The sequence below is a fragment of the Brevibacterium pigmentatum genome, from assembly GCF_011617465.1.
Lineage (GTDB): Bacteria > Actinomycetota > Actinomycetes > Actinomycetales > Brevibacteriaceae > Brevibacterium > Brevibacterium pigmentatum.
This window is the reverse complement of the sequence record NZ_CP050153.1, coordinates 3,656,941-3,681,502: the sequence shown is the minus strand read 5'-3', so window position 1 is coordinate 3,681,502 and position 24,562 is coordinate 3,656,941. Positions and strand designations below refer to the sequence as shown.

Here is a 24,562-nt window from a genome sequence, read left to right as displayed (position 1 = left end):
GACGGCCCGCGAAGCAAGTGCTTCGCGGGCCGTCTCGATGCTGGAGATCAGCGGAGGATCAATCGGTCATCTCTTCGATCTGCTTGCGGAACTTCTTCGGCAGGGCTTCCTCGCCGAAGCTGTTGCGCACGGTGTTCGCGGCGATGCGCTGAACGACGAGCTGAGCCACGGCCACACCGACGCCGGAGACGATCGTCCAGGCCAGAGCCTCGGACATCGAGATCTCGTCATCGACGGGGTTCGACGGCGCCGGGCGCTTCGTCGACTTCTCCCACGCGAAGGTCAGGGTCTTGCGAGCGACGAATGCGGCTGCGATGGGCGCTCCCACGCCGATGATCTGCCAAGCGAGCTTTCCCATGCTCGTGTCCTTTCCTTTGAACCTCACGTCCCTCGACTCCGACGAGCCGCGGGAAAGTATTCCGTCGAAGACAACACTAACGCAGGACGATGCGTGCGAGGCCATCAGCGATCGAACGAGGTCGAGAAAGTTCGCTCATTTCATACTTTTGGGGGATGTGCGGGGCAGGCCGGGGGAGATAGCGTAAGAGCACGCTTCGGTCGGGCAAGGGAAGGTCTGGGCCGAAACGTGAAGAGAAAGGCACACGATGCTGAGGAAGTGGAAGACGCGCGTCGTCACCGGACTGTTCGTCTGTGGCGCCCTCGGATTCCTGCTTGCGCTGCTGCCGGGATTGTCCGGCGTCTTCTGGCCGGTGTGGCTGATCAGCTGCGCCGCCTGCATCCTCGGGCTCGTTCTCGCCTTCACTCTCCCCTCGGCGAAACCCGCCGACGCTCTGCCCCGAGCCTGAAGAGCTCGGGGCAGCGCATCCCCGACAGCACCCGGAGACTGGACGGTCGAGGGCGTGTCATCCCCACAAACTCCTCGGTGCGTCACCGTCCGCGGATGATCTCCTGGAACCGGTCGGTCAGATCCTCATCGACAGAGATCGCGTTCCCGTCGAGTTCGCGCAGCGCGACCGCCGTGCGCATCGACGAGACGTACCACGCCGCATCCGCCGCCTTGACGTCGTCGAGGCGCAGGTCGGCATATTCGGCGCTCAGGCCCAGTTCCTCCGCATGATCGAAGATCAGACGCTGCGTCGTTCCCGACAGCAGACCTGCGTCCGGATTCGGCGTGAGGAGTCGGTCGCCTCGGCGGATGATGAGATTTGCGGTCGGCCCTTCTAGCACGATTCCGTCGTGGGAGACGAACAGGGCCTCATCGGCGTTGTTCGCCGAGGCATAACGGCCGGCGGCTTGATTGACCGCATAGGACAGAGTCTTTGCGCCGATGAGCAGCCACGGAGCCTTGCTGCCGATATAGGCGTCGAATCCGCGGTCGAGGCTGACGGCGGTGACCCCCTGCTTTCGGGCTGTACGGATGTGGTCGTCGACGGGGACGGGGAAGGCCCACCCGCGGGGTCGGAACTGCCCGTCCGCACCCTGCTCCCCGCGGGAGAGGGCGTAGCGGATCCCGAATTCGACGTTCTCGGGGTCGGCGGCGGCCACCTCGGCGATGAGGGAATCGATGACCCGATCCCACAGTCCTTGGTCCGGATCGGGCAGATCCAGCGCCGAGGCGGAAGCGCGGAACCGGGTGAAGTGCCGTTCCCGCGACACCACGGTGGCACCCTGCGCACCCATGCTCACCAGCACGGTTTCGAAGATGCCGTCCCCGCGATGAGCGGAGAGATCAGTGACGGGCAGCTGGGCGGCACGCAGATCGGTGAGCACGAACGTGCCGGATTCCGGGTCGACGAGGATGAGCAGGTCGGTCATGCGGTGCCTCCGAAGAGCAGACCGAGGGCGTAGGTCACGGCGGCGGCACCGAAGCCGATGCCGAGTTGGCGCAGGGCGCGGGGGCCGGGCGATTTGCCGGAGAGCAGGCCGACGACGCCGCCGGTGAACAGCAGCGCGATGCCAACGAGGCCGGCGGACAGGAACACGGCGGGCAGTCCGGACATGCCGAAGATATACGGCAGGATCGGGATGAGTGCGCCGGAGGAGAAGAAGCAGAAGCTCGACAGCGCGGCGCCGAGGCCGGTGCCCAGTTCGTCGCGGTCGACTTCGGAGTCGAGGTTCGGCAGCCTCGGTGCCTGTTTGTTCTTCGCCGCCGCGATGGTGCGGTGCGCGCGGGCCTCGGCCTCGCGGGCTTCCATTCCGCGGGCGCGGAAAACGAGGGCGAGCTCGTTGGCGTCGATGTTGAGATCGGCCAGAGCGTGCCGGGATTCGGGGTCGGGGGTGGAGGCGTCGAGGAGTTCGCGCTGGGAGCGCACCGAGATGTACTCGCCCGCGCCCATCGACAGGGCTCCGGCGAGCAGTCCGGACACGCCGGTCAGCAGGATGACGGTGTTCGAGACTCCAGCCGCGCCGACACCGAGGACAAGTGCGAGGTTCGAGACCAAGCCGTCGTTGGCACCGAAGACGGCGGCGCGGAAGTTCCCCGACAGGCGGGCGCGGGAACGGGCGGCCAGGGCACGGACCACCTCGGCGTGGATGCGCTCATCGGCGGCCATCTCGGCGGAGGCGGCTTCCTCTTCGTCGTACGGCGAGCTCGTCTCGGACTGCTGAGCAAGGGCGAGGACGAACACGGAGCCGAACATGCCTCCGAGGAAAGCCAGGCAGCGTGTGAGGAGGTCGGCGGAACGGCGCTTCTCCGCGTGTTCGCCGAGCAGAGTGATCCAGTGCTCCTGGTGTCGGGATTCCGCGGCGGCGAGGCTGAGCAGGATCTCACGGTCCTCGCCCTTGCGGCGTTCTGCGAGGTTGCGATACACGCGCTCCTCGAGCCTTTCGTTGGCGAGGTAGCGCTGCCAGCGGCGAATGGTCCGTCTGTCGGGGGAGGCGGGCGGAGTCCCTCCTGCGGAGTCATGGGTCGTCACTGGTCCAAGTCTAATCCGGTGGTGTGGTTTCGGCACGGGGTGGGGTGGGGGAGAGCGGTGGGAGCGACCGTCGGTGCGGACGCGGCGACCGCAGAGAATCCGCATGCGGACCGCAGGCAGTCCGCGCATGCGAAACCAATCAGTGACCGGTTGTTATCAATTCGTAACCTTAAAGCCGGCTGTGGTGCGTTAGATTAATGACCAATGTGAGTTGTGTCACCGTTTCGTTATAGAAGCATGTGATTCGTTACCAATGACGAGTCATAGCGAAGCGTCAGAATCGAGCTTCCCCGCAAGCGCAGCTGTAAAGAGGCCGACACCGGTATGGACGAGCAGTCATGCCGTGGCGGTCGCTTCCGGTGCGCCGTCATGTGCGATTCCTCTGGACACAGACAAAGGAACGAAAGGAACTCCATGAAGTTGCGCACGAAGAGCTGGCTGGCGGTCACCGCCACGGCCGGTCTGGTCCTCGGCGGGGTGAGCCCGGCATTGGCGGCGGGCACCGCCGGACCGACAGAACACACCGATATGGGCGTCAACGGTGACGCTGTGATGGAGCATCTGCAGAAGATCTCCGATATCTCCACCAAGCACGCGGACGAAGGTCACCGTGCGCTGGGCACGCCCGGCTACGAAGAAGCCGTGGAATACGTCGAATCCACCCTCGAGGCGACCGGAGCGTTCGACGTGAAGCGTCAGGCCTTCGACGTCGAGAGCCAGGACTTCGGCACCGTCGACGTCAAGGTCGACGGAGAAGAGGTCAAGGTCACGACCGCCGAATACACCGAGGGTACGACCGGGCCTTTGACCGATCTGCCCGTCGTGTTGCCGGTCGATGACGACAACAGCGACTTCGCCGGCGGACAGCTCGGCTGCCAGGCCAGCGACTACGATGACAGCGCCGAAGGGGCGCTCGTACTCGTGTCCCGCGGCGAATGCGCCTTCGGTGACAAGACCAAGGCCGCCACCGACGCCGGTGCCGCGGCGGTCATCATCTACAACAACGATGAAGCCAACCCCGACGAAGAGCTCAACGCCACCCTCGGCGGTCGCATGGAGGGCAGCGCCCCGACGGTGACGGTCACCTACAACGTCGGCACTGACCTCCTTGAGAAGGTCGAAGCCGCAGGCACCGAAGCCGGAAGTCAGGCAGGCGCCGAGGCCGGGCTCGGCCAGGGGGCCGAAGAGGCCGATGAAGCGGATGCGGCTGCAGAAGAGGACGCGGCCGCCGGAGCTGCGGCCCTGACCGCCGACTTCACGCTCGAGACCGAATTCACCACGAAGGAGACGTGGAACGTCATCGCCGAGACCAAGGCCGGCGACCATGACAACGTCCAGATGTTCGGTGCCCACCTCGACGGCGTCGAAGAAGGCCCGGGCGTCAACGACAACGGCTCCGGATCTGCGGCACTCCTTGCTTCGGCCGAAGCGCTCGCCGAACAGCCGACCGAGGTCGACAACGCCATCCGCTTCGGCTGGTGGGGCGCAGAAGAGGTCGGACTCGTCGGGTCGACGGAGTACGTCGCAAGCCTCGACGATGCTGAGCTGAGCAAGGTCAAGTCGTACATGAACTTCGACATGATCGGCTCTGACAACTACATCGTCGGCACGCTCGACTCCGACGGCTCCGATGTGCCGATCCCCGACGGCGTCAACGTCCCCGAAGGCTCGGCCGAACTCGAGAAGGTCTTCACCGACTACTTTGCCGATATCGACCAGCCCAACGTCGGCACCGACTTCTCCGGGCGCTCGGACTACCAGGCGTTCATCGACAACGGCATCCCTGCCAGCGGCCTGTTCTCCGGTGCCGACGGCACGAAGACCGCCGAGGAAGCCGAGATGTTCGGCGGCACCGTCGGTGAGAAGCACGACACGAACTACCACCAGCCCACGGACACGATCGAGAACGTGAGCAAGGAGTCCATCGACATCTTCGCTCCCGCTATCGGCTTCGCCGTCCACACGCTGGCCTACGACCTCACCGACGCGCCGACGGATCCTCCGACCGAACCGACGACTCCGCCCACGGATCCCACAGACCCGCCCACGGAGACGCCGACCGAGGCTCCTGACGAACGAGCACTGAGCATCGATCCGAAGACGATCGAAGCACCGGACTTCGTCAGTGAGAAGGGCGTCCAGGTCGCGGCCACCGGCTGCACTGCTGACACCACGGCGACGATGACGGTGACCCCGAACAACGGGAAGATCGAGACGTTCGAACAGACCGCCGAGGTCGGAGACGACGGCACCGCTCGATTCGGAGTCCGCGGACTCGACGAGTCGATGGTCGACAGCTACATCGGAACCTACGATGTCACCGTCGACTGCGAAGGCGGAGACCCGCTGACCGGATCCTTCGAAGTTGTCGCCGAGGGTGACGGACCCGGAGCCGGTGACGGCGGCAACGGTGGCGGCGGAGGAGACCTGCCGCGCACCGGCAACGAAGCCCTGCCGCTGATCCTGTCGGCCGGAGCGCTCATCGCGCTCGGTCTGGCGATGACGCTGGGTTCGCGCCGCCGCCGCGGCTGAGCAGAGGAATCACACCGTCACCGAGGCGGAGCTTCGTCGAGATCTGATCGACGATGACGCGCCGTCTCGGTGAGGGGCACGAACTGCGCGGGCCGGTGACCGAGGAGGTCACCGGCCCGCGCAGTTGTGTCCGTGACCTGACTGGACCGGGGGAGTGGACTCCGACTTGGTGGAACTCCGGACTGAGACGATTCCGCTCAGTCGGCGGCGGTCTTCAGCTGACGCCCAACCCGTCAAGGGACAATGGTCTTCTGTGACTCCCAAACGTTTCTTCACCTTCTTCGCCATCGCCGAGACCGTCACCTGGACTCTGCTGCTGATCGGCATGTTCCTCAAATACGTCACCCAAACCACCGAGGTGGGAGTGCGGATCGGCGGAGGCATCCACGGCTTCATCTTCATCTGCTTCGTCATCGCCGTCATCGGCGTCGGCGCCTCGCAGCAGTGGAGCAAACGGCGCATCGCCACGGGCCTCGGGTCGGCGATCATTCCCTACGCCACGATTCCCTTCGAGCGGTCGGTGGAGAAGACTGGATCCCTTGAAGGCGACTGGGGTCTGGGCCGTAACGGTCGTACCCCGCAGACCTGGTTCGAGAAGCTCACCTCGTGGTGCATCCGTAACCCCTGGCTGGCCATCGGGCTGGGCATCATCTTCGTCATCCTCGTCTTCTCGGGTCTGCTGCTGGCTGGCCCTCCCGGCGAATGGGGCAAGTGAACTTGATCACTGCGCCGGTGGGGCGAGGGCTGACGATCGCCGCGCGAGAGACGACCGGGCCGGCCGCCTCGGCGAGTTTCTGCCCTGTTGCGACGCAGTGGGCTGGCCTAGGATGAAAGGGGCTGGCCGGCGATCGGTCGGTCGGCACATCCCACTGCGATGAAAGGCCCACTGATGGACCTGCTCTTCGGCGCCGGAGGAATCGGCGTCCTCGTGATCATCATCCTGATCGCGCTGTTCGTGATCTTGCGCTCGTACAAGATCGCCTCACCGTCCGAGGCGCTCATCATCACCGGCCGGAACGCCTCGGGCGCCTCGGGGACCGGCCGCATCGTCATCGGTGGCCGCTCGGTCGTCTACCCGATCGTGCAGAAGGCGTTCATCCTGTCGCTGTCCTCGCGGCAGATCTCCGTCGAGATCGACGGCATCTCCATCAACGGCATCGCCCTGCGTCTGCGCGGAGTCGCCCAGGTCAAAGTCGGCGGCACCGAGGATGATGTGCGCAAGGCCGCACAGCGCTTCCTCGACCAGCAGGACCAGATCGACCACTACTCGAAGGAGATCCTCTCGGGTACCCTGCGCGCCGTGGTCGGCACGCTCACCGTCGAGCAGATCATCCAGGACCGCGCCTCCTTCGCCGCGCAGGTGCAGGAGGAATCCGCGCACTCGATGAACAACCAGGGCCTCATCATCGACACGTTCCAGATCTCGGCGGTCGAGGACGAAGGCAGCTACCTGCGCGACTGGGGTCGCCCGCAGGCCGCCGAGGTGGCGAAGAACGCCGCCATCGCCGAGGCGAACGCCGGCCGTGCGTCGGCCGTCGAGCAGGCGCAGCAGAACGAGGAGACGCAGAAGCAGCAGGCGCTGACCGATCAGGCGATCGCCGAACAGCAGCAGCAGCTGGCTCTGCGCCGCGCTGCGCTCAAGGAAGAGGCCGATCAGCGGCAGGCGACTGCCGACAACGCCGGCCCGCTGGCCGCCGCGGCCGAGAAGCAGAAGCTGCTCGAGAAGGACCGGATCGTGGCGAAGGAAGCTGCGGAGCTGCGTGCCGAACAGCTCGACGCCGAGGTGCGCCGACCCGCGGACGCCGAACGCTACCGGCAGCAGGCCGCCGCCGACGCCCGTGCGTACGAGATCGAGGCGCAGGGTCGGGCCGAGGCGGCCGCAGAACTGCATCGCCGCTCGAAGGACGCCGAAGCGATCCGCCTCGAAGGCGAAGCCGAAGCTGATGCGATCCGTGCTCGCGGTGAGGCCGAAGCCGAAGCGCTGAGGGCTCAGGCCGAGGCGTACAAGCAGTTCAACGACGCGGCCGTGCTGTCGAAGGTGCTCGAGGTTCTGCCGACCGTGGCCGGCGAGCTCGTCGCGCCGTACGCGAACATCAAGGACCTCTCGATCGTGTCCACCGATGGCGAGTCGAAGCTCGCGAACTCCGTGTCGAACAACCTCTCGCAGGTCCTCGAAGTCGTGCGGGGAACGACCGGTGTCGACCTCACCGACCTCGTGGCCAAGGCGAAGAGCTCCGGTGGAGCCGGCGCGAGCGGTGAAGATTCGGGCGGGCCCGGTGGAAACGGCGGTCCTGGCGGGAACACCCCAGGTGGTTCGTCCGGGACGGGCCTCGCCTCGGACGAAGTCGTCGACGGAGTCGTCGCAGACGATGCGTCTGCTGGTCCGCGATCGAAAGGCGCCGGGTTCGACCCGAAGGCCTTCCTCGATGACAGCGGCGTCGATCTCGACCGGATCGGAAACGAGGTGAAGAAGGCCACCGGCTTCGATGTGCAGGCCTATATCGATGAGGCGAAGCGCCGCCTCGACGAGAGCGGTTCAGGCGCGTCCGGGGCGGATGCGGCAGATATCCCTGACAGCGATGAGCCCGGCGATGATCGGGACGACGACAGCAAGGGCACCCAGAGCTGACCGCCGCCCCGGGAGGGGCGACCACATCATGCAGGCAGCGGCCGCCGAGGACATCCTCGGCGGCCGTTTCTTCAGTGGCGCGCGCTACGGTGCTGGGCGGCCGGGCGACGATGTGCCCTGCGGCAAGGGCCCGGTGTGCTCTTATTCTTCGTCGAGATTGATTAGATGCATAAATAAATGTGCATATGTTAATGTGTTGAGTCGAGGAGGTATCTATGGCTCACGATCATGCGCATGGTTCGGGTTCGCGGCGGCAGCTGCGGATCGTCTTCGGCATCGTCGCGACGATCTTCGTGTTTCAGCTCATCGGCTCGGTGGTCACGGGCAGTCTCGCGCTGCTCATCGACACCGGCCACAACGCCGTCGATCTCATCGGCATCGGCATCGCACTCTTCGCGGCGAGCTTGGTCAGCAGGCCGACGGTCGGACAGAAGACCTGGGGATTCCGCCGGGCAGAAGTGCTCGCGGCCGGAGCGCAGGCGACTCTGCTGTTGGGCCTCGGCGTCTACAGCCTCATCGAAGGGATCCGTCGGTTCTTCCTCCCGCCGGAGGTGCCCGGTCCGGGCCTGCTGATCTTCGGCGCCATCGGCCTCGTCGGAAACCTCGTCTCCATCGTCATCCTCAGCTCGTCGAAGGAAGACTCCCTCAATATCAAAGCGGCGTTCCTCGAAGTCATCGCCGACGCGCTCGGCTCGGTGGCCGTGATTCTCGCTGCCCTGGCGATCTGGCTCTTCGGTTGGGACCGTGCCGACGCCGTGGCCGCCCTGATCATTGCGGCACTCATCGTTCCGAGGGCGTTCGCCATCCTGCGCGAGACCGGGTCGATCCTGCTCGAAGAGGCGCCGAAGGAGCTCGACCTCGACAAGGTCCGCGAGCATCTCGAAGCGGTCGAGCATGTGCAGGAAGTCCACGACCTCCACATCACCCGCATCGACTCGAACCTGCCGGTGCTCACCGCTCATGTCGTTCTCGCCGATGACTGCTTCTATGACGGGCATGCCCCGCGTATCCTCAAGGCGCTGCAGGAATGCCTGACCGAGCATCACAAGATCGCGATCGAACACTCGACCTTCCAGTTCGACCGGGCCGTCGATGCCGCCGAGGAGACCCACACCCACGACTGAGGCGGCCCACACTGTCGATCAGTGACCGATCAGGGGTGGGCCGCCTCGGCGAAGGTGGATCACCGTCCGGGCAGGATCTCCACTAAATCCGTGCGGGAGCGCTCGAGCTTCTCCAGGTCGATCGAGACGCCGAAGCCGACGCCGGTGGGCACATCGACCTTGCCGTCGTACATGACGATCTCCTCGGTGATGTCCTCGTGGAAGAATCGGTTCGATCCGGAGATGTCGCCGGGCAGTGTGAAGCCCGGCAGTGACGCCAGCGCCGCATTCGCCGCCCGCCCCAAGCCGGTCTCGACCATTCCTCCGTGCCAGACGGCCACCCCGTGGGCGGCGGCGAGATCGTGGATCTTCTTCGCCTCGATGAACCCGCCGACACGTCCGGGCTTGATGTTGATCACCGAGGTGGCTCCCAGCATGATCGCGTCAGCGGCCGCCTCGGCGGAGACGATCGACTCGTCGAGGCACATCGGGGTGTCCATGAGCTTGGCGAGCTCGGCGTGCTGGCGGATGTCGGCTTCGCCGAGGGGCTGCTCGATGAGCAGGAGACCATACTCATCGAGGCGTCGCAGATGTGCGGCATCGACGAGGGTGTAGGCGGCGTTGGCATCGACCTGGAAACCGAAATCGTCGCCGAAGGCCTTGCGCGCGGCGGCCACCGGGGCGATGTCCTTGCCGGGTTTGATCTTGAGCTTGATCCGGGCGTACCCCTCTTCGAGGTAGCCGCCGATGACCTTGACGGTCTCCTCGACGGAATCCTGGATGCCCACCGACACTCCCGAGGGCACGGAGTCGACGACTCCGCCGAGGTAGTCCTTGAACGACTGGTTGTGCATCTTCAGCTGAGCCTCGATGACAGCCATCTCCAGCGCCGACTTCGCCATCGGGTGGCCGATGACGTGACGCAGGTGCCACGACACCGTCTCCGCGCTGAGGTCGTCGACGTCGAAGAGCAGCGGAGCCAGCCAGCGGCGAGTGACATCGATCCCGGCAGCCACGTACTCGGAGGAGTAGAGCGGAGAGATCATCGCCACGGACTCTCCCCACCCGGTGATCTCACCCTGCGGAGTGTCGAAGAGCGCTTCGACGAGGTAGCAGTCCTTCTCGGTCTCCCTCATGAACGAGGTCTCGAACGGGGTGACGAGAGGAATCGATACTTGGTGGAGAGTGACTGACTTGAGCTTCATGTGCCGGGCTCCTGCTTCGCAACGGGGCGGATGGGTCTTCGCTTCCACCTTATGCCAGGACCGTGGAGAGCTGAGGTCGGAGGCCGGAGTGCTTGGGCCGAAGCTCTGGACCGCTTAGGTCGGGAGCCCTGGAGCGGCGGGCCGAGCATTGATAGTGTGAGGAAAAGTCTTCCTGTCAGCAAGGGGGCCACCGTCGTGAACGATCACCTGCGCACTTTCACCGCGCGCAGACAGTCCTGGTTCGGCCTCAAGCTGCCGGTCAAAACCGCCCTCGCGCAGCCGGCGCTCCATCCTCTGCTGCGAACGATCGCGCCCCGGTTCAGAGGGCTGAAGATCGGCCGACTCCCGGCTCCCATCGAACTCACCGAAATCCGCGGCAGAGCAGGCGGAGCGGACTTCATCCTCGTCGAACCCTTCCGCTGCGAGATCGCCAAGGAGTTCTACTGGGGGAAGGGCCGGCGCACCGAACCCGAAGACGCGTTCGCCCTCGACCTGATGGTCGCACTCAGCGCCGACGCGGACGTCTTCCTCGACATCGGCGCCTACACCGGGGTCTTCACCATGGCGGTCCTCGCCGCGAACGAGAATGTGCGCGCTCACGTCTTCGAGATCATCCCCGCAGTGGTCGCGGGCGTGGAGAAGAACATCGACCGCAACGGCTTCAATCGCCGGGCAACCGTCCACCCGACCGGAGTAGGCAGCCCCGACACCTGGATGAAGGTGCCCATCGGGGATGGGGGATCGGCGCTGCCGTCGTTCTACTCCTCGGATATGCAGTTCGACTCCGACGCCGAGGTGCGCTTCACCTCCCTCGACGCTCTCCTTCCCGCGGTGCTGGCAGGGGAATCGGGGCGGCGAGACGCACAGCCGCAGGCGGGGGAGGATGACATTCCCGCCGGCTCAGATCGGAGCGAGAGGCCGCGCGTGACGGTGAAGATCGACGTCGAAGGCGGGGAGAACGACGTCTTCGCCCACGGGCAGGAATTCCTCGCTGCAGTGCACCCGGACATTCTGTGCGAAGTGCTCGAGGACCGCGCGGAGCCGCGAGAACTCATGGGCCACCTCGGCGAGCATGGCTACCACTACTACCTCGTCGGCGAAGACCGGCTGTACGCGAAGACGACGATCAGGCCCGATGCGCACCTGCGCGACTGGCTGTTCACGCTGAAGTCGCCCGACGAGATGCGCGCCGCCGGGTACCCGGTCGACTGAACCGGCGACCGCAGGGAGCGAAACTAGCGTGAACCTGCGTTCATAGTGGCGAAGAGTCCGAATTCAGGGGGAATTTCGGACTCTTCGCCACTATCAATGGCGGCGGCGGGCCAGGTCGGCGCCTACAGACTGCTGTTACCGCCAGGTAAGTGTGCGCAGATTGCACATTTTCGGCTCGAAACCGGCAATCTGCTCACACTTAACTGCGGAGAGGGAGGAGCCGCGGCCCCCGACCCCCTTCAGCCCTGCAGCTGATCGGTGATGAGAGCGGCGAGCAGAGCGGTGCGCGGGGCGATCTCGTCGATGACAGCGTGCTCATGTTCGGCGTGCGCTCCATCGCCGACGGCACCCAGCCCATCGAGGGTGGCGATGCCGTCGCCGGCGGTGAAGTTCCCGTCCGAGGCGCCGCCCACCGACACTCCCTGTGGCGCGGGCAGTCCGAGTTCGCCGGCAAGAGCCGTCGCCCGGTCGAAGAGCGCAGCCGATTGCTCCCTTTCGAACGGGGGCCGGTTGATCCCGCCGAGGATCTCCGTCGTCGAGCCCTCCACCTGCGGGTTCGCGGCGAGTTCGCGGATCTGCGCATCCACTCGTTCGAGTTCGGCCGCGGTGCGGGCGCGCACATCGATGTTCACCCGGGCCTCGGCTGGCACAGTGTTCGCCGTCGTCCCCGCACTGATCACGGTCGGCACCACCGTCGTCCCCGCCTCGGCGTCGGCCAGATCGGCCACCAACGGCAGAGTCAGGGCCAGGGCCATGCCCGCGTTGATGCCCTTCTCCGGCTCGAGGCCGGCGTGTGAGGCCTTGCCGGTGAACTTGAGGACGTAGTCGCTCGTGCCCTTGCGCTCGAGTTTGAGCGCGCCGTCGGCGCTCGCCTCCATGACGAACACGGCTTTCGCCTCGGCCGCCTCGGCGCGGATGAGATCCGAGGAGGACACCGACCCGATCTCCTCATCACCAGTGACGAGGATCGACAGACCGTCCAGCCCGCCCTCGCCGAGGTGGTCGGCCACGATTGCGGTGGCGTGCACGCTCATGATCGCCCCGGTGAGCATGTCGAAGCTGCCGGGACCACGGAGGATGCCGTCCGCGGTGGAGAAGGGGATGCGCTCGAGCGTGCCGTGCGGCCACACCGTGTCCTGATGGTTGAGCAGGACGACTCGGGCGGGACCCGTGCCGAAGCGCAGGCGCAGGTGGGCCGTGCCGTCGATATCGAGCAGCTCCGCCTCGGCGCCGAGGCGGTCCTTCAGGAGCGCGGCGAAGTCCCGTGCACCTGCGGCCACGGCCGCCTTGTCATGTGAGGGAGTCTCGAGGGAGATGACGCGTTCGATGTCGGCGAGCATGTCGGGCAAGCGTCGCTTCGCCTGTTCGACGAAGTCAGCGGGCTGGGGTGCGGGTGATGTGGTCGAAGTCATGATGCGAGTCTACGGAACGGCGGTTGCCGACACCGCAGGTGTCCGGATGGTGCAGGACGGAGGCGATGCACGCCCCGCCCGCACAACGGCCGCGCACAAACCCAGCCGTCTGTGGTTTGCTAGTCCTATGGGTGAGGCAGTCAGCTCGAAGCGGTACACGCCAGAGGAACGCACACTGTATCGGGAGAAGCTCGCGGAGAACCTCGAGCTCTTCGATACCTACCTTCGTCATGCGGATTTCAAATCGGCGGGGACGATCGGGCTCGAACTCGAGCTCAACCTCGTCGGCGAGGGCAACCAGCCGAGCCTGCGCAACAAGGAGGTGCTCGCTCGACTCGATGACGAGTACCAATCGGAGATCGGCGCCTTCAACCTCGAACTCAATCATCCGGTGCTCCAGGTGGCCGGGCGCGGGCTGAAGACCCTCGAGGCCGGTGTCGCCCACCGCTTGGAGAAAGCGCAGAAGGCCGCCGAGGAGGACGGACTCAAGGCGGTGTCGATCGGCACCCTGCCGACCCTGACCACCGAGTTCCTCACCGACGAGAAGTGGATGACCGAGGAGAACCGGTACGAGGCGCTGAGCAACTCGGTCATCGACGCCCGCGGCGAGTACGTCCGCATCGAACTCGGCCGTGAAGAGCGGTACAAGGCGGAGTTCTCCGATATCGCTCCGGAGTCCTCCTGCACGTCGATGCAGCTGCACCTGCAGGTGGCGCCGAACCGATTCGCCGACGCCTGGAACGCCTCGCAGGCGATCGCCGGGGCGCAGGTGGCGATGGCAGCGAACTCACCGCTGTTCGTCGGCCGCAAGCTGTGGCACGAATCCCGGATCCCGATCTTCGCGCAGTCCATCGACACCCGCACACCCGAACTGGTCAACCAGGGTGTGCGTCCCCGCGTGTGGTTCGGCGAACGGTGGATCACCAGCGTCTTCGACCTCTTCGAGGAGAACGTCCGCTACTTCCCGCCGCTGCTGCCCGAGATCAAGGACTTCGTCGAATTCCGTGCCGCCGACGCCCCGAAGCTCTTCGAGCTCAATCTGCACAACGGCACCGTATGGCGCTGGAACCGCCCCATCTACAACTCCGGTGACGGCGGCGCCCACATCCGCGTCGAGAACCGGCTGCTGCCGGCCGGACCGACCCCGGTCGACATGGTCGCCGATGCGGCCTTCTACTACGGCCTGGCCGAATTCCTCGTCGGTGAGAACCGTCCCGTGTGGTCGCGGATGTCCTTCGCCGAAGCGGAGGAGAACTTCATCGCCTGCGCCAAGGACGGAATCGAGGCCCGAGTGACGTGGCCGAAGATCGGCCGCATCGGCGTGGCCGACCTCGTCACCGATGTGCTCGCACCTCAGGCCCGGCGCGGACTGTCACGGCTGAACATCGACAAGGACGTCATCGACGAATACATGTCGATCATCGAAGGCCGTGCCGAAAACCGCGTCAACGGCGCGACCTGGCAGCTCAAGGCCCTCGAGAGCCTCGCCCCCGACAGCCGACAGGACTCACCCGAACGCGCGGAGGGCATCAGGGCGATGATGGACGCCTACCTGGCGAACCAGGCGACCGGGAAGCCCGTCCACACCTGGGAGATCCCCACTTCCTGAGGGTGCGGCTGAGGCCAGATGCGTCTCGGGGTGGAGTGACTCCTAGAGGTGGGTTCGCACCGGTCGGGGGCGAATACCCGGCGTTAGGTGGGCGAAATGGTCACGGAATTCAGCGGTGGGCGTGACCATTTCGCCCACCTAAGCGAGCGCTGTACGCGTCGCTTGTGCGCAACCGCAGCCGTGGCGACCGGTGTCACCCACTCGATCGAAGCGTGGCAGCGGCCGGAGGTTCAGAGGCGTTCGACCTCGACGAAGACGACGTCGGCGCTGCCTCCGGGATTCGAGACCTCGTGCTCGGACCCTGCCGGACGCGAATACGAGACTCCGGCCTCGAGTTCGGCGCGGATCTCGGTGCCGTCCGAATTGCGCACGAGCATCGTGTCCGTGACCATCGGCACGACGACGTACTCGTACTCATGCTTGTGCATCGGGATGACGCCGTCGGGACGGATCGTCCACTTCGTCACCCGGAACACACCGTTGTCGAGCTGCACATCGCCGGTCGAACCGGTGTCTGCTGCACTGTCTGCGGTCATGCTGATCTCCTTCGATACGTGAACGGCCCCAGCGGAATCGCGCCGAAGCCGGGACGGACCTGATGCCCTCACTGTATCGCCCTGAACGGGCTCGACCCGAACCGATCCACCCGGGCTAGCATGAGGGATATGCGATACCCACTTGCTGACATCGACAACGTCGACGATGACATCCGCGCCCAGATCCTCGAGGTCGCCGAGAAGTCGGGCTTCGTGCCCAACGTCTTCCTCGCCCTGGCCCGCCGACCGGACGAATTCCGCGCGTTCTTCGCCTACTATGACGCGCTCATGGAGAAGGAGACGGGGAATCTGACCAAGGCGGATCGGGAGATGATCGTGGTGGCCACCTCGGCGATCAATCAGTGTCTCTACTGCGTCGTCGCGCACGGGGCGATGCTGCGGATCTTCGCGAAGGACGCCCTCATCGCCGACGTCGTCGCCGTGAACTACCGTCAGGCCGATATCAGCCCACGTCAGATGGCCATGCTCGACTTCGCGGTCAAGGTCTGCGAGGAACCGTGGGCCGTGGGCGAAGCCGACCATGCGGCACTCGCCGAGCACGGATTCGACGACGAGGACGCCTGGGACATCGCCGCGATCACGGGCTTCTTCGGCCTGTCCAACCGCATGGCCCACATCTCCGGGATGGTCCCGAATCCGGAGTTCTACACCCTCGGCCGCCTCCCGCATGAGAAGAAGTGAACCGATGACCTCATCCACCCCCGCCGAGGCGGCCCCCACCACGTCCGCCCCCGCCGTTTCCGGTCCGGCCGCCTCCGCCCGCTCGGGACTCGTCAAACCCTTCGCGGCGATGGGCATCGTCGCCACCGTCGGGCAGATGCAGCGCGCAGGCCGCGACACCATCGCGATGTGCCTGGGCGAACCGACCCAGGGCGCGCCCAGCCCCGTGCTCACCCGCGCCGCCGAGGTCACTCGCGACGGCACGGGACTCGGGTACTCGCCGATCTTCGGCATCCCCGAACTACGGGAGGCCATCGCCTCCCACTACCGCGATTGGTACGGACTCGACATCGCACCCGACCGCATCGCCGTGACCACTGGGTCCTCGGGGGCGTTCCAGACGACCTTCCTCACCTGCTTCGACGTCGGTGACCGGGTGGCTCTGGCCCGGCCTGGGTACGGTGCGTACAAGAACATCCTCGCCGCGCTGGGCTGTGAGGTCGTGGAACTCGACTGCGGCGCCGACGAGGGGTTCCAGCCCACCGTCGCCCTCTTGGCCGCCGCCCATGCCGAGGCCCCGCTCAAGGGACTCATGCTCGCGTCGCCTGCGAACCCGACGGGCACGATGATCGGCCCCGAGGCGCTCGGCGAACTTGTCGACTGGTGTCGGGACAATGGGGTGCAGGTGATCTCCGACGAGATCTACCACGGCATCAGCTATATCGGCACCCGCGGGGAGTGCGCCCTGGCCCACGACGACAACGCGATCGTCATCTCCTCGTTCTCGAAATACTGGGGGATGACGGGGTGGCGATTGGGCTGGGCGATCCTGCCCGAAGCACTCGTCGGCCCGGCTCAGAATGTCACCGGCAATCTCTCCCTGTGCGCCCCGGTGCCGGCGCAGTACGCGGCGGTTGCGGCCTTCGCCGACGAGTCGTATGCCGAATGCGAGGCCGCTGTGGCCTCTTTCGCCGGCGCCCGCGAGCATGTGCTGAGTGCCGCTGACGACCTCGGCTTCGGCGAGATGGCCCCACCCGACGGTGCCTTCTACATGTACGCCCGCGTCGACGACATCCTCGACCGCGCAGGGCTCGACACCGCCGGTCAGTGGTGTGCGCAGGTGCTCGAAGCCACCGGCGTCGCGCTCGCTCCCGGAGACGACTTCGACTCCGTCGACGGCTCCCGTTCGGTCCGCCTGTCGTTGGCCGTCGGAGCGGACCGGACGGCCGAGGCCATCGACCGCATCCTCGACTTTATGGGATGAGTCCTCAGGTTCGAGAGATGAGCCCCGCCGAGGCGGCCCGATGAGCTCACCTCAGACGCGGGCTGGAAGGCCGCCTCCTGCGCCGAAGGCCCTGCCGGTGCTCGGCATCATCATGGCCGCCGTCCTGTTGGGATCGGCCGGGCTGTTCGTCATCCTCGCCGAGGCGACCGCCCCCACCGCTGCCTTCCTCCGGTGTTGGATCGCCGTGGTCGTGCTCGCTCCGCTGGCGGTGCTCGAGCTGCGCAGGCACGGACGGTTCCCGCCGAAGGCGATCATCATCGCTGCGGTCTCCGGAGCGGCACTCGGCATCGACTATGTGCTGTGGGCACAGAGCGTGCTCGACGCCGGTCTGGGTGTGTCCACGGTCCTCATCAGCGTCCAGGTCATCGTGTTCCCGGCGCTGGTGTGGATCTTCGGAGGGAGCAGGCCCGGGTGGCTGTTCATCGGCTGCGTGCCGATCATGTTCATCGGCATGCTGCTGACCGGTGGGGTGTTCGGCGCCGATGAGACGGCGGCGAATCCGACGCGGGGAGCGATCTTCGGGGTTCTGTCCGGTGTGCTCTACGGTGTGTACATCTTCGGCATCCACCACAGCCGCAAGGTCGCCGGAGACTTCGTCGTCGCCCCGGTTCAGGTGGGCACGATCGCGGCCGGTGTGATGACCGCGGTGGCCGGGCTGACTCTCGGCGGGCTCGACTTCGACCTCGGCTGGGCCGGTTGGGGGTGGATGATCGCCCTGGCCGTGTGCGGTCAGGCGCTGTCGTGGGTGCTGCTGAGCATCTCCAGCCCGCTGGTGCCGGTGCCGATGACCGCGGCGCTCATGCTGCTCCAACCGCTGTCAGCGGTGGTCCTCGGATCGCTCATCGCCGGCGAGCGGCTGCAGGCGGGGCAGTGGGTCGGAGCCGTCCTCGTGGCCCTCATCGTGTGGGTCGTCGGCGGGGGACCGGAGGCCCTGAAGCGTCGCCGACGACGGTAGCGCAGTGCCATCGGACCCGCAGACCACCGCGGTGAGACGGGAACAGCAGGCTGCCTCGGTGAGCCGGGGAACGGCGGGCCGCCTCGGCGAGGGATTTGCTGTGGAAGCCCCGCCCCAGGCGGGACTCAGTGTTCGTGGGCCTCGATCGTGTGGGCGATGGCGTCGACGATGATGTGGGCGACGTGGTCGTCCTTGAGCGAATAGTAGGCTTCGCGGCCGATGCGGTTGACTCCGACGAGGTGGAGCCCGCGGAGGAACTTCAGGTGCTGGGACACCAGCGGCTGGGACAGACCGGTCGCCTCGACGATGTGCGTGACGGTGGCCTCGCCATGGGTGAGGACGAGCAGCATCTTCAGCCGGGAGGGTGTGGCGAGTGCCTTGAAGAGGTCGGCGGTTTCGGTGATGGCTTCGAGATGGTCCTCGGGGTTGAGCAGGAGCTGCTCGACCTCGTCATTGACGGGAACGGAATCGGGAATGGAAGCCATGAGTGCAGATTACCGGACAACCGGCGTGGTCATACGATATCGGAGTCCGCGAGGCGGCCGCGTCTGCCGGGACGTCGGTCGAAGGCGTCTGGTGGCGCCGACTGCGAACGCGTCAGTCGAGCGCTTCGACGTCGGCCTGCGTGCCGAGGAGGTCGTCGGCCAAGGACTCCCACTGCCCGTAGGCGTCGGGGAGAGCCGACCGCTGCACGGACTGTGCCGCTTCGGTCGGTGTCATGGAGGCCCAGCCATTGATCTGATTGAGCCCCGGGTTCTCGACCTCGGGGTTGATCCCGTAGAAGGCCTTGGCCGCGTAGATGGGATCGGTGAGCTGATGCGGTTCGCCCCATCCCTGGGAGGGGCGCTGCTGGAACAGTCCGACCGAATCACGATCACCGGAATCCAGATTGCGCAGCGAGGACTCCTGCAGAGCCGTCATCAGAGCGATGCGGATCGCACGGTCGTCGAAATTGCCGCCGCGGCCGACGCCGATGATGAGGCGAGCGTTGTCGATCTGCTGTTCGCTGAGCTGATTGACCGAAGCCATCTGCATCTGCCTGATCTTCGTGGAACCGAACGAGACGGGGGAATTGAGGATGATGACGGCGCCCACGACCAGTGCCATCACTGCCGCCCCGAGCCCGATGAGGGCACCAGTGAGCACGGACCGACGGCCCTTGCGAGATGAAGTCAGACGAGGCATGAATATAACGATAATGCAACAAACTTAAGGACTCATGAGACCACGCCGAGGTTTTTGTCACAGGAAGGTCACGGCGCGGTGGAGCGAGCGGCGCCCATTAGGCTTGAGCCATGGTGAGAATCGTTCGGCGCAATAACCGCCCACCTCTGATGACCTGCCTCATCGTGGTCTTCTCCTTCGTCGCTGTCGGCATCCTGACCGTTGCCGGCATCCTCGTCGCCGTAATCTTCCTTTCCGCAGAGTCGCCGTCGACTGGTTCGTCACCGAACCCGGAGTCCTCGCAGGTCGGGTCCTCATCCTCCGACGCGAGCTCAGGTGCCGACTCAGACGGCGGAGCCGGAGTGAGGACCACCGCCCCGGTCAGCGGAGGCTGGTCGAGCGGCGGCTGAGCCCTGTGGCGCTACCGGCTGACGGAGGATCGTGCGCAGCTTCTCCGGCGCGGTGCGGCGAACGTCGCTGAGGTAGATCTCGTGATGCTTGCCCGTCATCGTCATCCCTGCATCGGGAATGACGTCGGCGTGCATGTGCTGAAGGACCGGCCCTTCGTCGTCGAAAGGACCGATGTGCAGGGTCTGGACGCACGGTCCCTCCCGCAGGGTCTCGAACCGGACCTCGCAGAGGCGGGGCTCCGATCCCTTCGCCCGGACAGTGTCGACAACGCCTTCGAAATGTCCGCCGTCCAACCAGTCCCGGACGAGCAGCACGAGCGTGAAGTACCACGCGGATTTGTCCCGGGCGCTCGTGAATGTCGCCATGTCGTCGGCCCACCACAGCCCTTCGAGCGGTGGCACCACATAGTCGCGACCGAGTTCGAGCTTGCTGAAGAACTTCAGCCCATAGGCCAGCGGATAGAGGCTGGTCACTGCCGCTGTGAAATCGGGAGAAGTGTTCGGGTCACCGTGGCCGTCGATCACGAGGTACTGCATTTCCGGCACCTCGATGACATCGAACCGGCCCTGTTTCGCGCGGAAGCTCGGCAGCGATCTCTTGAAGTCGACCTTGTCCATGCCCGGCTCCATTCCGGGGTCGGGAATGAAATGAGTCTAGTCCGCTTGACCTTGACACGATGTCAGGGTCTTCACTGGGTGACTAAGGAGGTGGAGACCATGACACATCCACTCATTGACCTCCGGACCGACACCGGCGATCGCCTGGTCGACGCGCTGAGCGCATCGCACCCGCAGCAACGGCTGCAGGCAGCGATGGCGATCGGCACGCGGGCCGAGCCCCGTGATCTCGACGTGCTCATCGCCCGGTGCCGCGTCGAACCGGACTTCTTCGTCCGCGACATGCTCACCTGGGCGCTCACCCGGCTGCCCGCCGATGACACCCTTTCCCGCCTCGTCGCCGAACTCGACTCGCCGCTGCCGCAGGCGATCAGCCAATCCCTGCACACTCTGTCGAAGGTCGGCGACGTCCGGGCCTGGCCGGCCATGGATCCGGCCCGGATCGGCACGGCCCTCATCGCCCATCCCGACACCGAGGTGGCTCGCAGTGCGTGGAGAGCCGCCGTTGCCCTGGTGCCCGGTGAGAATCGTGAAGAACTGGCATCATCCCTGGTGATGCAGCTGGGCCGGGGTGATATCGAGATGCAGAAGAGCCTCAGCCGAGCGATCGTGGCCCTCGGCGAGGATCTCGTGTCAGTGGTCGATGAGAAGCTTCACGCAGAGGACGACACAGTGCGGGCTCACGCCATGGCGACACGGGACATGTTCGATGACCCGGACGCCGGCTTCGCTCACGCCTTGGACGCAGCCAAACGGGTGGTCGCACTGGGATCCGAGACCACGGTCTAGATCGGTACAGGGAAGGTCCGATCGTGCGTGTGTCGGCGAGTGGGGCAAGCCCGCCGACACACGGCCGGAGTCTCGGATCCCTTCCCCCGGCGCATGGATGCAGTGCCAGGGCTCCCTACGGGCGGCGGCTGCGGCATAGAGTGAGAAGCAGCAGAGAAGAGGTGGCAATTGCTCATCGGCGAGGTGGCCCGGCGCTCCGGTGTGAGCGCGCGCATGCTGCGCCACTACGAATCACTCGGGCTTGTGGCACCCACCCAGCGGACGTCCGGCGGCTACCGCGAATACTCCGATTCCGATATCGGTCGCATCTTCCATATCGAGGGTCTGCGCAAGCTCGGCATGTCTCTGACCGAAGTCGGTCGGGTGCTGTCCGAGCCTGACTTCGACCCCGGCAGCGTGCTCGGCGACCTCATCGCCCAAACGCGGGGGCGGATCGCGGCGGAGCAGCGTCTGCTCGACCACCTGGAGGCCGTCGCTCGACTCGGCCGGACCGATGGCGGATCGCTCCTCTACACCATCGATCTCATGCGTTCCCTCGAATCGCGTGACGTCATTCAAAGGCACAAGGCCGCACTCGGCAGCGGAGTCGACGGAGGAATGCCGATCGAGACCCTGGCGCAGGCGGTCCTGCAGGAGACCGTGCTCAACGCGGCGGGGGCCATGCGATGGGCGCTCGCCCAAGCCGGCGCCGAAGCCGTGCCGCATGTGGTGAAGGGAATGGACGACGAATCCGCTCAGGTACGCCGCAACGCGCTGCTCGCCCTCGACGAGATCCGCAGAACCACACCGGATGAGAAGCTCAGCTCGCACTCGACGTCGATGATCCGGCACGCGCTGGAGGTCGGGCTCGACGACGTCGACTCCGACATTCGCAGCATCGCCGCGCTCGCCCTCGGAAAAGCAGGTGATGCGAAGGCTGTGCCCGTGCTGCTCGACCTGGCGATGAACGGGCCGAAGGACATCGAGGCGGCGGAGACCCTCGGCACCATCGTTGAGGCGGCCGGACCGAATGCCGACATAGGCGAAGGGATCCTGTCCGAACTGCACAGACGTGCTGAATCGAGCGAGACGACGACGCGGTTCCGAGTGCTCCAAGTCCTCCTCGAGATCTCCGGCGACGACAGCGATGACCTCATCGCCGAGCTCAGTGACGACTGCAGTCCGGAACTCGCGGCCACCGCGCGCGCCGAACTCAATCGCCGTCGACGGCGAACGTGAACGGATGCGGACCGGCCGCCTCGGCGCGGGGGCTAGGCGGCCCACGAGGGACGAGCGTGAGCGGTTCCGGTGGGGTCACCTCGGTGAGGGGAAGGCGGGAATCCGCATTCCGGGCGCGTCAGTCGGTTGGCTAAACTGGCGCCCATGGCAACGGGAGGGACGACAAGTGGAACGGATGCAGCCGGCGCGGCGGTCGGGCAGAAACGGCGGCTGAGGCAGCCGTTCATCTTTCGGCGACACCACTTCACGCCCACCGGGGTGCTCGACTACCTGTTCTTCCTCTTCGCCGGTGCGGCCTCGACCTGGCTGGCGCTGCTGATCCTGCTCAAAGGATTCAGCCTCGGCTGGTGGCAGGTGCTGACGCTGCTCGTGTTCTGGGGAGTCGTGTCCTACCTGGCTCTGCCCAGACTGCACCGCATCCTGTCCCAGATCTATGTGCCGAACTACTTCATCGGCCGTACCCGCACCTCCGACGGTCTGCTCGGCGATCCGGTCAACCTCGCCTGGCGCGGTGAGGAAGCGCAGATCCACCACGCGATGCGGGAAGCAGGGTGGATCCTCGCCGACAGCATCACCCCCGCTTCGACGTGGGAGATCATCCGCTCGACAGTGACGAATCGCAGCTACCCGGAGGCTCCGGTGTCCCCGCTGCTGCTGTTCGGTCGACGCCAGGACTTCGCCTACCAGCAGGAAGTCGACGGCGATCCGGGGCAGCGTCACCACGTGCGGTTCTGGAAATGCCCCAGCGGATGGCTGCTGCCCGGCGGTCATCAGGCCGATTGGCTGGCCGCTGGTACCTACGACAAAGCCGTCGGCATCTCCCTGTTCACCCTCCAGTTCACCCACAAGATCGAAGAGAACACCGACGTCGAACGCGACCATATCGTCGACACCGTCACAAGCGTCAACGACGCGATCTCGGTCGATCGGATCAAGGACTTCTCCACCGGATACCACTCTCGCAACGGCGGCGGCGATTCGATCATCACCGATGGGCACCTGCCGATCGTCGACGTCACCGAGGTGGTCGCCGACGAAGCCGACCATCCGGAACGTTTGGAGCTGGCCCTCGACGCCACCAGCATCTACTCCGAATCTCGCAGCGTGTCCGAAGTGACGAAGACGCTGTGGCGGCGGCGCCCCCTGCAGACCGTCGTCGGGGCCGCCCTCGTGCTCGTCCTGCTGCTCTTCCAAGCGTGGGACGTGATCAGCATGCTCCTCGACTGGAACGGGCTGCGGTCCGAAGTCGTCGACTACAGCTCGGACATCGCGGCCGTCAGCGACGACACTGCCACGCGCATCGTCGCGGGAGTGCTTGTCGGCGTCAGTCTCCTCATCGGGTGTCTGCAGGTCATCGCTTCGACCTCGGTCTTCCGCGGCAGCAACCGGGCCCGACTGTGGATCCTCACTCTCTCGACGATCTCTGTGATCGTGTCGATGACGAACTACTTCACCGGCGACCGCGACCTGGCGACGAACATGTACGCGCTGACGACGATCGCGATGCAGGTGGCAGTGCTGTTGGCGCTGTCGAGCGACTCCTCCCGGATGTTCACCCGGTTCAGCACGGCGGCCCTGCGCGCCGAGCGCCAGGACCGCGCGCTCGAGGACTGAGGCTGGAGACTCGCGGAACCGAAGGCCACGTTGGCGGGGCCGTCGGCCGGAGGACCGCGATGGCGGGCGCGTGTATTCTGACCGTGTCCGATCCACTCCGCAGCCCAGCTCGACGCCGAGGCAGGACCACACACGAAGGCAGGACTCCATGACCGACCAGACCCCCGATGCTTCCGTCTTCGATTCGATCGATCCGGTCCTCAGGGTGGTCACCGCCGAGATCGAGATTGTGGCCCCCGCCGAGGCGGTCTTCGACCTCATCGCCGATCCGCAGCGACAGCCGGAATGGGACGGAAACGACAACCTCGGTTCGGCCGTCGACGGTCAGCGGGTGCGTGGGACAGGCGGTTCCTTCTTCACGACCCTGACCATGGGAGTGGACCGCGAGAACCACATCGTCGACTTCGCCGAGGGCAGGCTCATCGCCTGGAAGCCTTCCGAGGTCGGGGGAGAGCCGTTCGGGCAGAAGTGGGTCTGGGAGATCGAACCGACAGGGGATGATTCGGTCCTGGTCCGTCACACCTATGACTGGACCGAGCTGCGCGATCCTCAGCGCCTGCCGCGGGCACAGTCGACAACGGCCCAGAATCTGCTCGCGTCACTCAAGCGACTCAAACAGCTCGCTGAGAGCTGAGGTCAGGCTCCGGGCAGGCCGCGTTCTGACCGGAGTTGTCAGCAGTCGTCTGCCCGGAATAGTCAACGGCCGACTGACCG

General features: G+C 65.8%; 24 protein-coding genes. 15 read left to right on the top strand and 9 right to left on the bottom strand.

Translation table 11 applies throughout. The features are described 5' to 3' along the window. Positions 1-58: 58 nt before the first annotated feature. Positions 59-358 (bottom strand): DUF4235 domain-containing protein, encoded by a 300-nt coding sequence (locus GUY30_RS16695; RefSeq protein ID WP_167200067.1) that lies wholly within the window; start codon positions 356-358, stop codon positions 59-61. 247 nt (positions 359-605) lie between these two features. Here GUY30_RS16695 and GUY30_RS16690 point away from each other — a divergent pair, with 247 nt between their 5' ends. Continuing rightward, positions 606-806 carry a hypothetical protein gene (locus GUY30_RS16690; protein ID WP_025777086.1) on the top strand — a complete coding sequence of 67 codons (201 nt, stop codon included), beginning with the start codon at positions 606-608 and terminating at the stop codon, positions 804-806. An 82-nt stretch (positions 807-888) separates the two neighbouring features. On the opposite strand, the gene GUY30_RS16685 is transcribed toward GUY30_RS16690, so the two are convergent. After that, complete coding sequence (locus GUY30_RS16685; RefSeq protein ID WP_167200064.1) at positions 889-1,776, bottom strand: aminotransferase class IV; 888 nt, start codon at positions 1,774-1,776, stop codon at positions 889-891. After that, complete coding sequence (locus GUY30_RS16680) at positions 1,773-2,876, bottom strand: VIT1/CCC1 transporter family protein (protein WP_167200061.1); 1,104 nt, start codon at positions 2,874-2,876, stop codon at positions 1,773-1,775. Before GUY30_RS16680 ends, GUY30_RS16685 begins: the two co-directional genes overlap by 4 nt. Before the next feature lie 414 nt (positions 2,877-3,290). Here GUY30_RS16680 and GUY30_RS16675 point away from each other — a divergent pair, with 414 nt between their 5' ends. The 4 genes from GUY30_RS16675 to GUY30_RS16660 all read left to right on the top strand — a co-directional run bounded on the left by GUY30_RS16675 (position 3,291) and on the right by GUY30_RS16660 (position 9,161). Beyond that, positions 3,291-5,408, top strand: coding sequence for a M28 family peptidase (locus GUY30_RS16675; RefSeq protein ID WP_167200058.1), 2,118 nt, complete (start codon positions 3,291-3,293; stop codon positions 5,406-5,408). Between the two features lie 253 nt (positions 5,409-5,661). Further along, the gene (locus GUY30_RS16670) at positions 5,662-6,123 is read left to right on the top strand and encodes a DUF3817 domain-containing protein (RefSeq protein WP_098731896.1); all 462 of its coding nucleotides are present in this window, start codon (positions 5,662-5,664) and stop codon (positions 6,121-6,123) included. 174 nt (positions 6,124-6,297) lie between these two features. Then, entirely contained in the window at positions 6,298-8,037 is a 1,740-nt protein-coding gene (locus tag GUY30_RS16665; RefSeq protein WP_167200055.1) for a flotillin family protein, read from the top strand. Positions 8,038-8,252: 215 nt separating this feature from the next. Continuing rightward, entirely contained in the window at positions 8,253-9,161 is a 909-nt protein-coding gene (locus GUY30_RS16660; RefSeq protein WP_167200052.1) for a cation diffusion facilitator family transporter, read from the top strand. A 59-nt stretch (positions 9,162-9,220) separates the two neighbouring features. Here the strand turns inward: GUY30_RS16660 and menC are convergent, their stop codons facing one another. After that, a complete protein-coding gene (menC, locus tag GUY30_RS16655) occupies positions 9,221-10,345 on the bottom strand; it encodes an o-succinylbenzoate synthase (protein WP_167200049.1) in 1,125 nt (374 codons plus the stop codon). 195 nt (positions 10,346-10,540) lie between these two features. Here menC and GUY30_RS16650 point away from each other — a divergent pair, with 195 nt between their 5' ends. Further along, a complete protein-coding gene (locus GUY30_RS16650) occupies positions 10,541-11,557 on the top strand; it encodes an FkbM family methyltransferase (protein WP_228281499.1) in 1,017 nt (338 codons plus the stop codon). 239 nt (positions 11,558-11,796) lie between these two features. Here the strand turns inward: GUY30_RS16650 and GUY30_RS16645 are convergent, their stop codons facing one another. Beyond that, positions 11,797-12,969 carry a M20 family metallopeptidase gene (locus GUY30_RS16645; RefSeq protein WP_167200040.1) on the bottom strand — a complete coding sequence of 391 codons (1,173 nt, stop codon included), beginning with the start codon at positions 12,967-12,969 and terminating at the stop codon, positions 11,797-11,799. A 127-nt stretch (positions 12,970-13,096) separates the two neighbouring features. Between GUY30_RS16645 and GUY30_RS16640 the strand changes: the two genes are divergently transcribed. Further along, the gene (locus tag GUY30_RS16640; RefSeq protein WP_167200037.1) at positions 13,097-14,578 is read left to right on the top strand and encodes a glutamate-cysteine ligase family protein; all 1,482 of its coding nucleotides are present in this window, start codon (positions 13,097-13,099) and stop codon (positions 14,576-14,578) included. A gap of 230 nt (positions 14,579-14,808) precedes the next feature. Here the strand turns inward: GUY30_RS16640 and GUY30_RS16635 are convergent, their stop codons facing one another. Continuing rightward, positions 14,809-15,114: a cupin domain-containing protein gene (locus tag GUY30_RS16635; RefSeq protein ID WP_167200034.1), complete on the bottom strand. Its 306-nt coding sequence runs from the start codon at positions 15,112-15,114 to the stop codon at positions 14,809-14,811. Between the two features lie 129 nt (positions 15,115-15,243). Here GUY30_RS16635 and GUY30_RS16630 point away from each other — a divergent pair, with 129 nt between their 5' ends. The 3 genes from GUY30_RS16630 to GUY30_RS16620 are packed head-to-tail and all read left to right on the top strand — an operon-like array spanning position 15,244 to position 18,035. After that, positions 15,244-15,816 carry a peroxidase-related enzyme gene (locus GUY30_RS16630; protein WP_208091445.1) on the top strand — a complete coding sequence of 191 codons (573 nt, stop codon included), beginning with the start codon at positions 15,244-15,246 and terminating at the stop codon, positions 15,814-15,816. Between the two features lie 4 nt (positions 15,817-15,820). Beyond that, a complete protein-coding gene (locus GUY30_RS16625) occupies positions 15,821-17,059 on the top strand; it encodes a pyridoxal phosphate-dependent aminotransferase (RefSeq protein WP_407645289.1) in 1,239 nt (412 codons plus the stop codon). Between the two features lie 40 nt (positions 17,060-17,099). Further along, positions 17,100-18,035 (top strand): DMT family transporter, encoded by a 936-nt coding sequence (locus GUY30_RS16620; RefSeq protein ID WP_167200025.1) that lies wholly within the window; start codon positions 17,100-17,102, stop codon positions 18,033-18,035. Positions 18,036-18,160: 125 nt separating this feature from the next. On the opposite strand, the gene GUY30_RS16615 is transcribed toward GUY30_RS16620, so the two are convergent. Together GUY30_RS16615 and GUY30_RS16610 are read right to left on the bottom strand one after the other, a co-directional pair. Then, on the bottom strand, positions 18,161-18,520 hold the full coding sequence (locus GUY30_RS16615) for an ArsR/SmtB family transcription factor (RefSeq protein ID WP_025777104.1): 360 nt from the start codon (positions 18,518-18,520) through the stop codon (positions 18,161-18,163). Between the two features lie 112 nt (positions 18,521-18,632). After that, positions 18,633-19,220, bottom strand: coding sequence for a peptidoglycan-binding protein (locus GUY30_RS16610; RefSeq protein ID WP_228281498.1), 588 nt, complete (start codon positions 19,218-19,220; stop codon positions 18,633-18,635). A gap of 110 nt (positions 19,221-19,330) precedes the next feature. Between GUY30_RS16610 and GUY30_RS16605 the strand changes: the two genes are divergently transcribed. Next, positions 19,331-19,609 (top strand): hypothetical protein, encoded by a 279-nt coding sequence (locus tag GUY30_RS16605; protein WP_167200022.1) that lies wholly within the window; start codon positions 19,331-19,333, stop codon positions 19,607-19,609. Here GUY30_RS16605 and GUY30_RS16600 read toward each other — a convergent pair. Then, the gene (locus GUY30_RS16600) at positions 19,544-20,227 is read right to left on the bottom strand and encodes a GyrI-like domain-containing protein (protein WP_167200019.1); all 684 of its coding nucleotides are present in this window, start codon (positions 20,225-20,227) and stop codon (positions 19,544-19,546) included. The genes GUY30_RS16605 and GUY30_RS16600 overlap by 66 nt on opposite strands. A 99-nt stretch (positions 20,228-20,326) precedes the next feature. Here GUY30_RS16600 and GUY30_RS16595 point away from each other — a divergent pair, with 99 nt between their 5' ends. The 4 genes from GUY30_RS16595 to GUY30_RS16580 all read left to right on the top strand — a co-directional run bounded on the left by GUY30_RS16595 (position 20,327) and on the right by GUY30_RS16580 (position 24,482). Then, positions 20,327-21,016, top strand: coding sequence for a HEAT repeat domain-containing protein (locus GUY30_RS16595; RefSeq protein WP_167200016.1), 690 nt, complete (start codon positions 20,327-20,329; stop codon positions 21,014-21,016). 168 nt (positions 21,017-21,184) lie between these two features. Beyond that, on the top strand, positions 21,185-22,234 hold the full coding sequence (locus tag GUY30_RS16590; RefSeq protein ID WP_167200013.1) for a MerR family transcriptional regulator: 1,050 nt from the start codon (positions 21,185-21,187) through the stop codon (positions 22,232-22,234). Positions 22,235-22,378: 144 nt separating this feature from the next. Next, on the top strand, positions 22,379-23,848 hold the full coding sequence (locus GUY30_RS16585; RefSeq protein ID WP_167200010.1) for an LssY C-terminal domain-containing protein: 1,470 nt from the start codon (positions 22,379-22,381) through the stop codon (positions 23,846-23,848). 148 nt (positions 23,849-23,996) lie between these two features. Next, a complete protein-coding gene (locus GUY30_RS16580; protein ID WP_167200007.1) occupies positions 23,997-24,482 on the top strand; it encodes an SRPBCC family protein in 486 nt (161 codons plus the stop codon). The last annotated feature ends 80 nt before the right edge of the window (positions 24,483-24,562 follow it).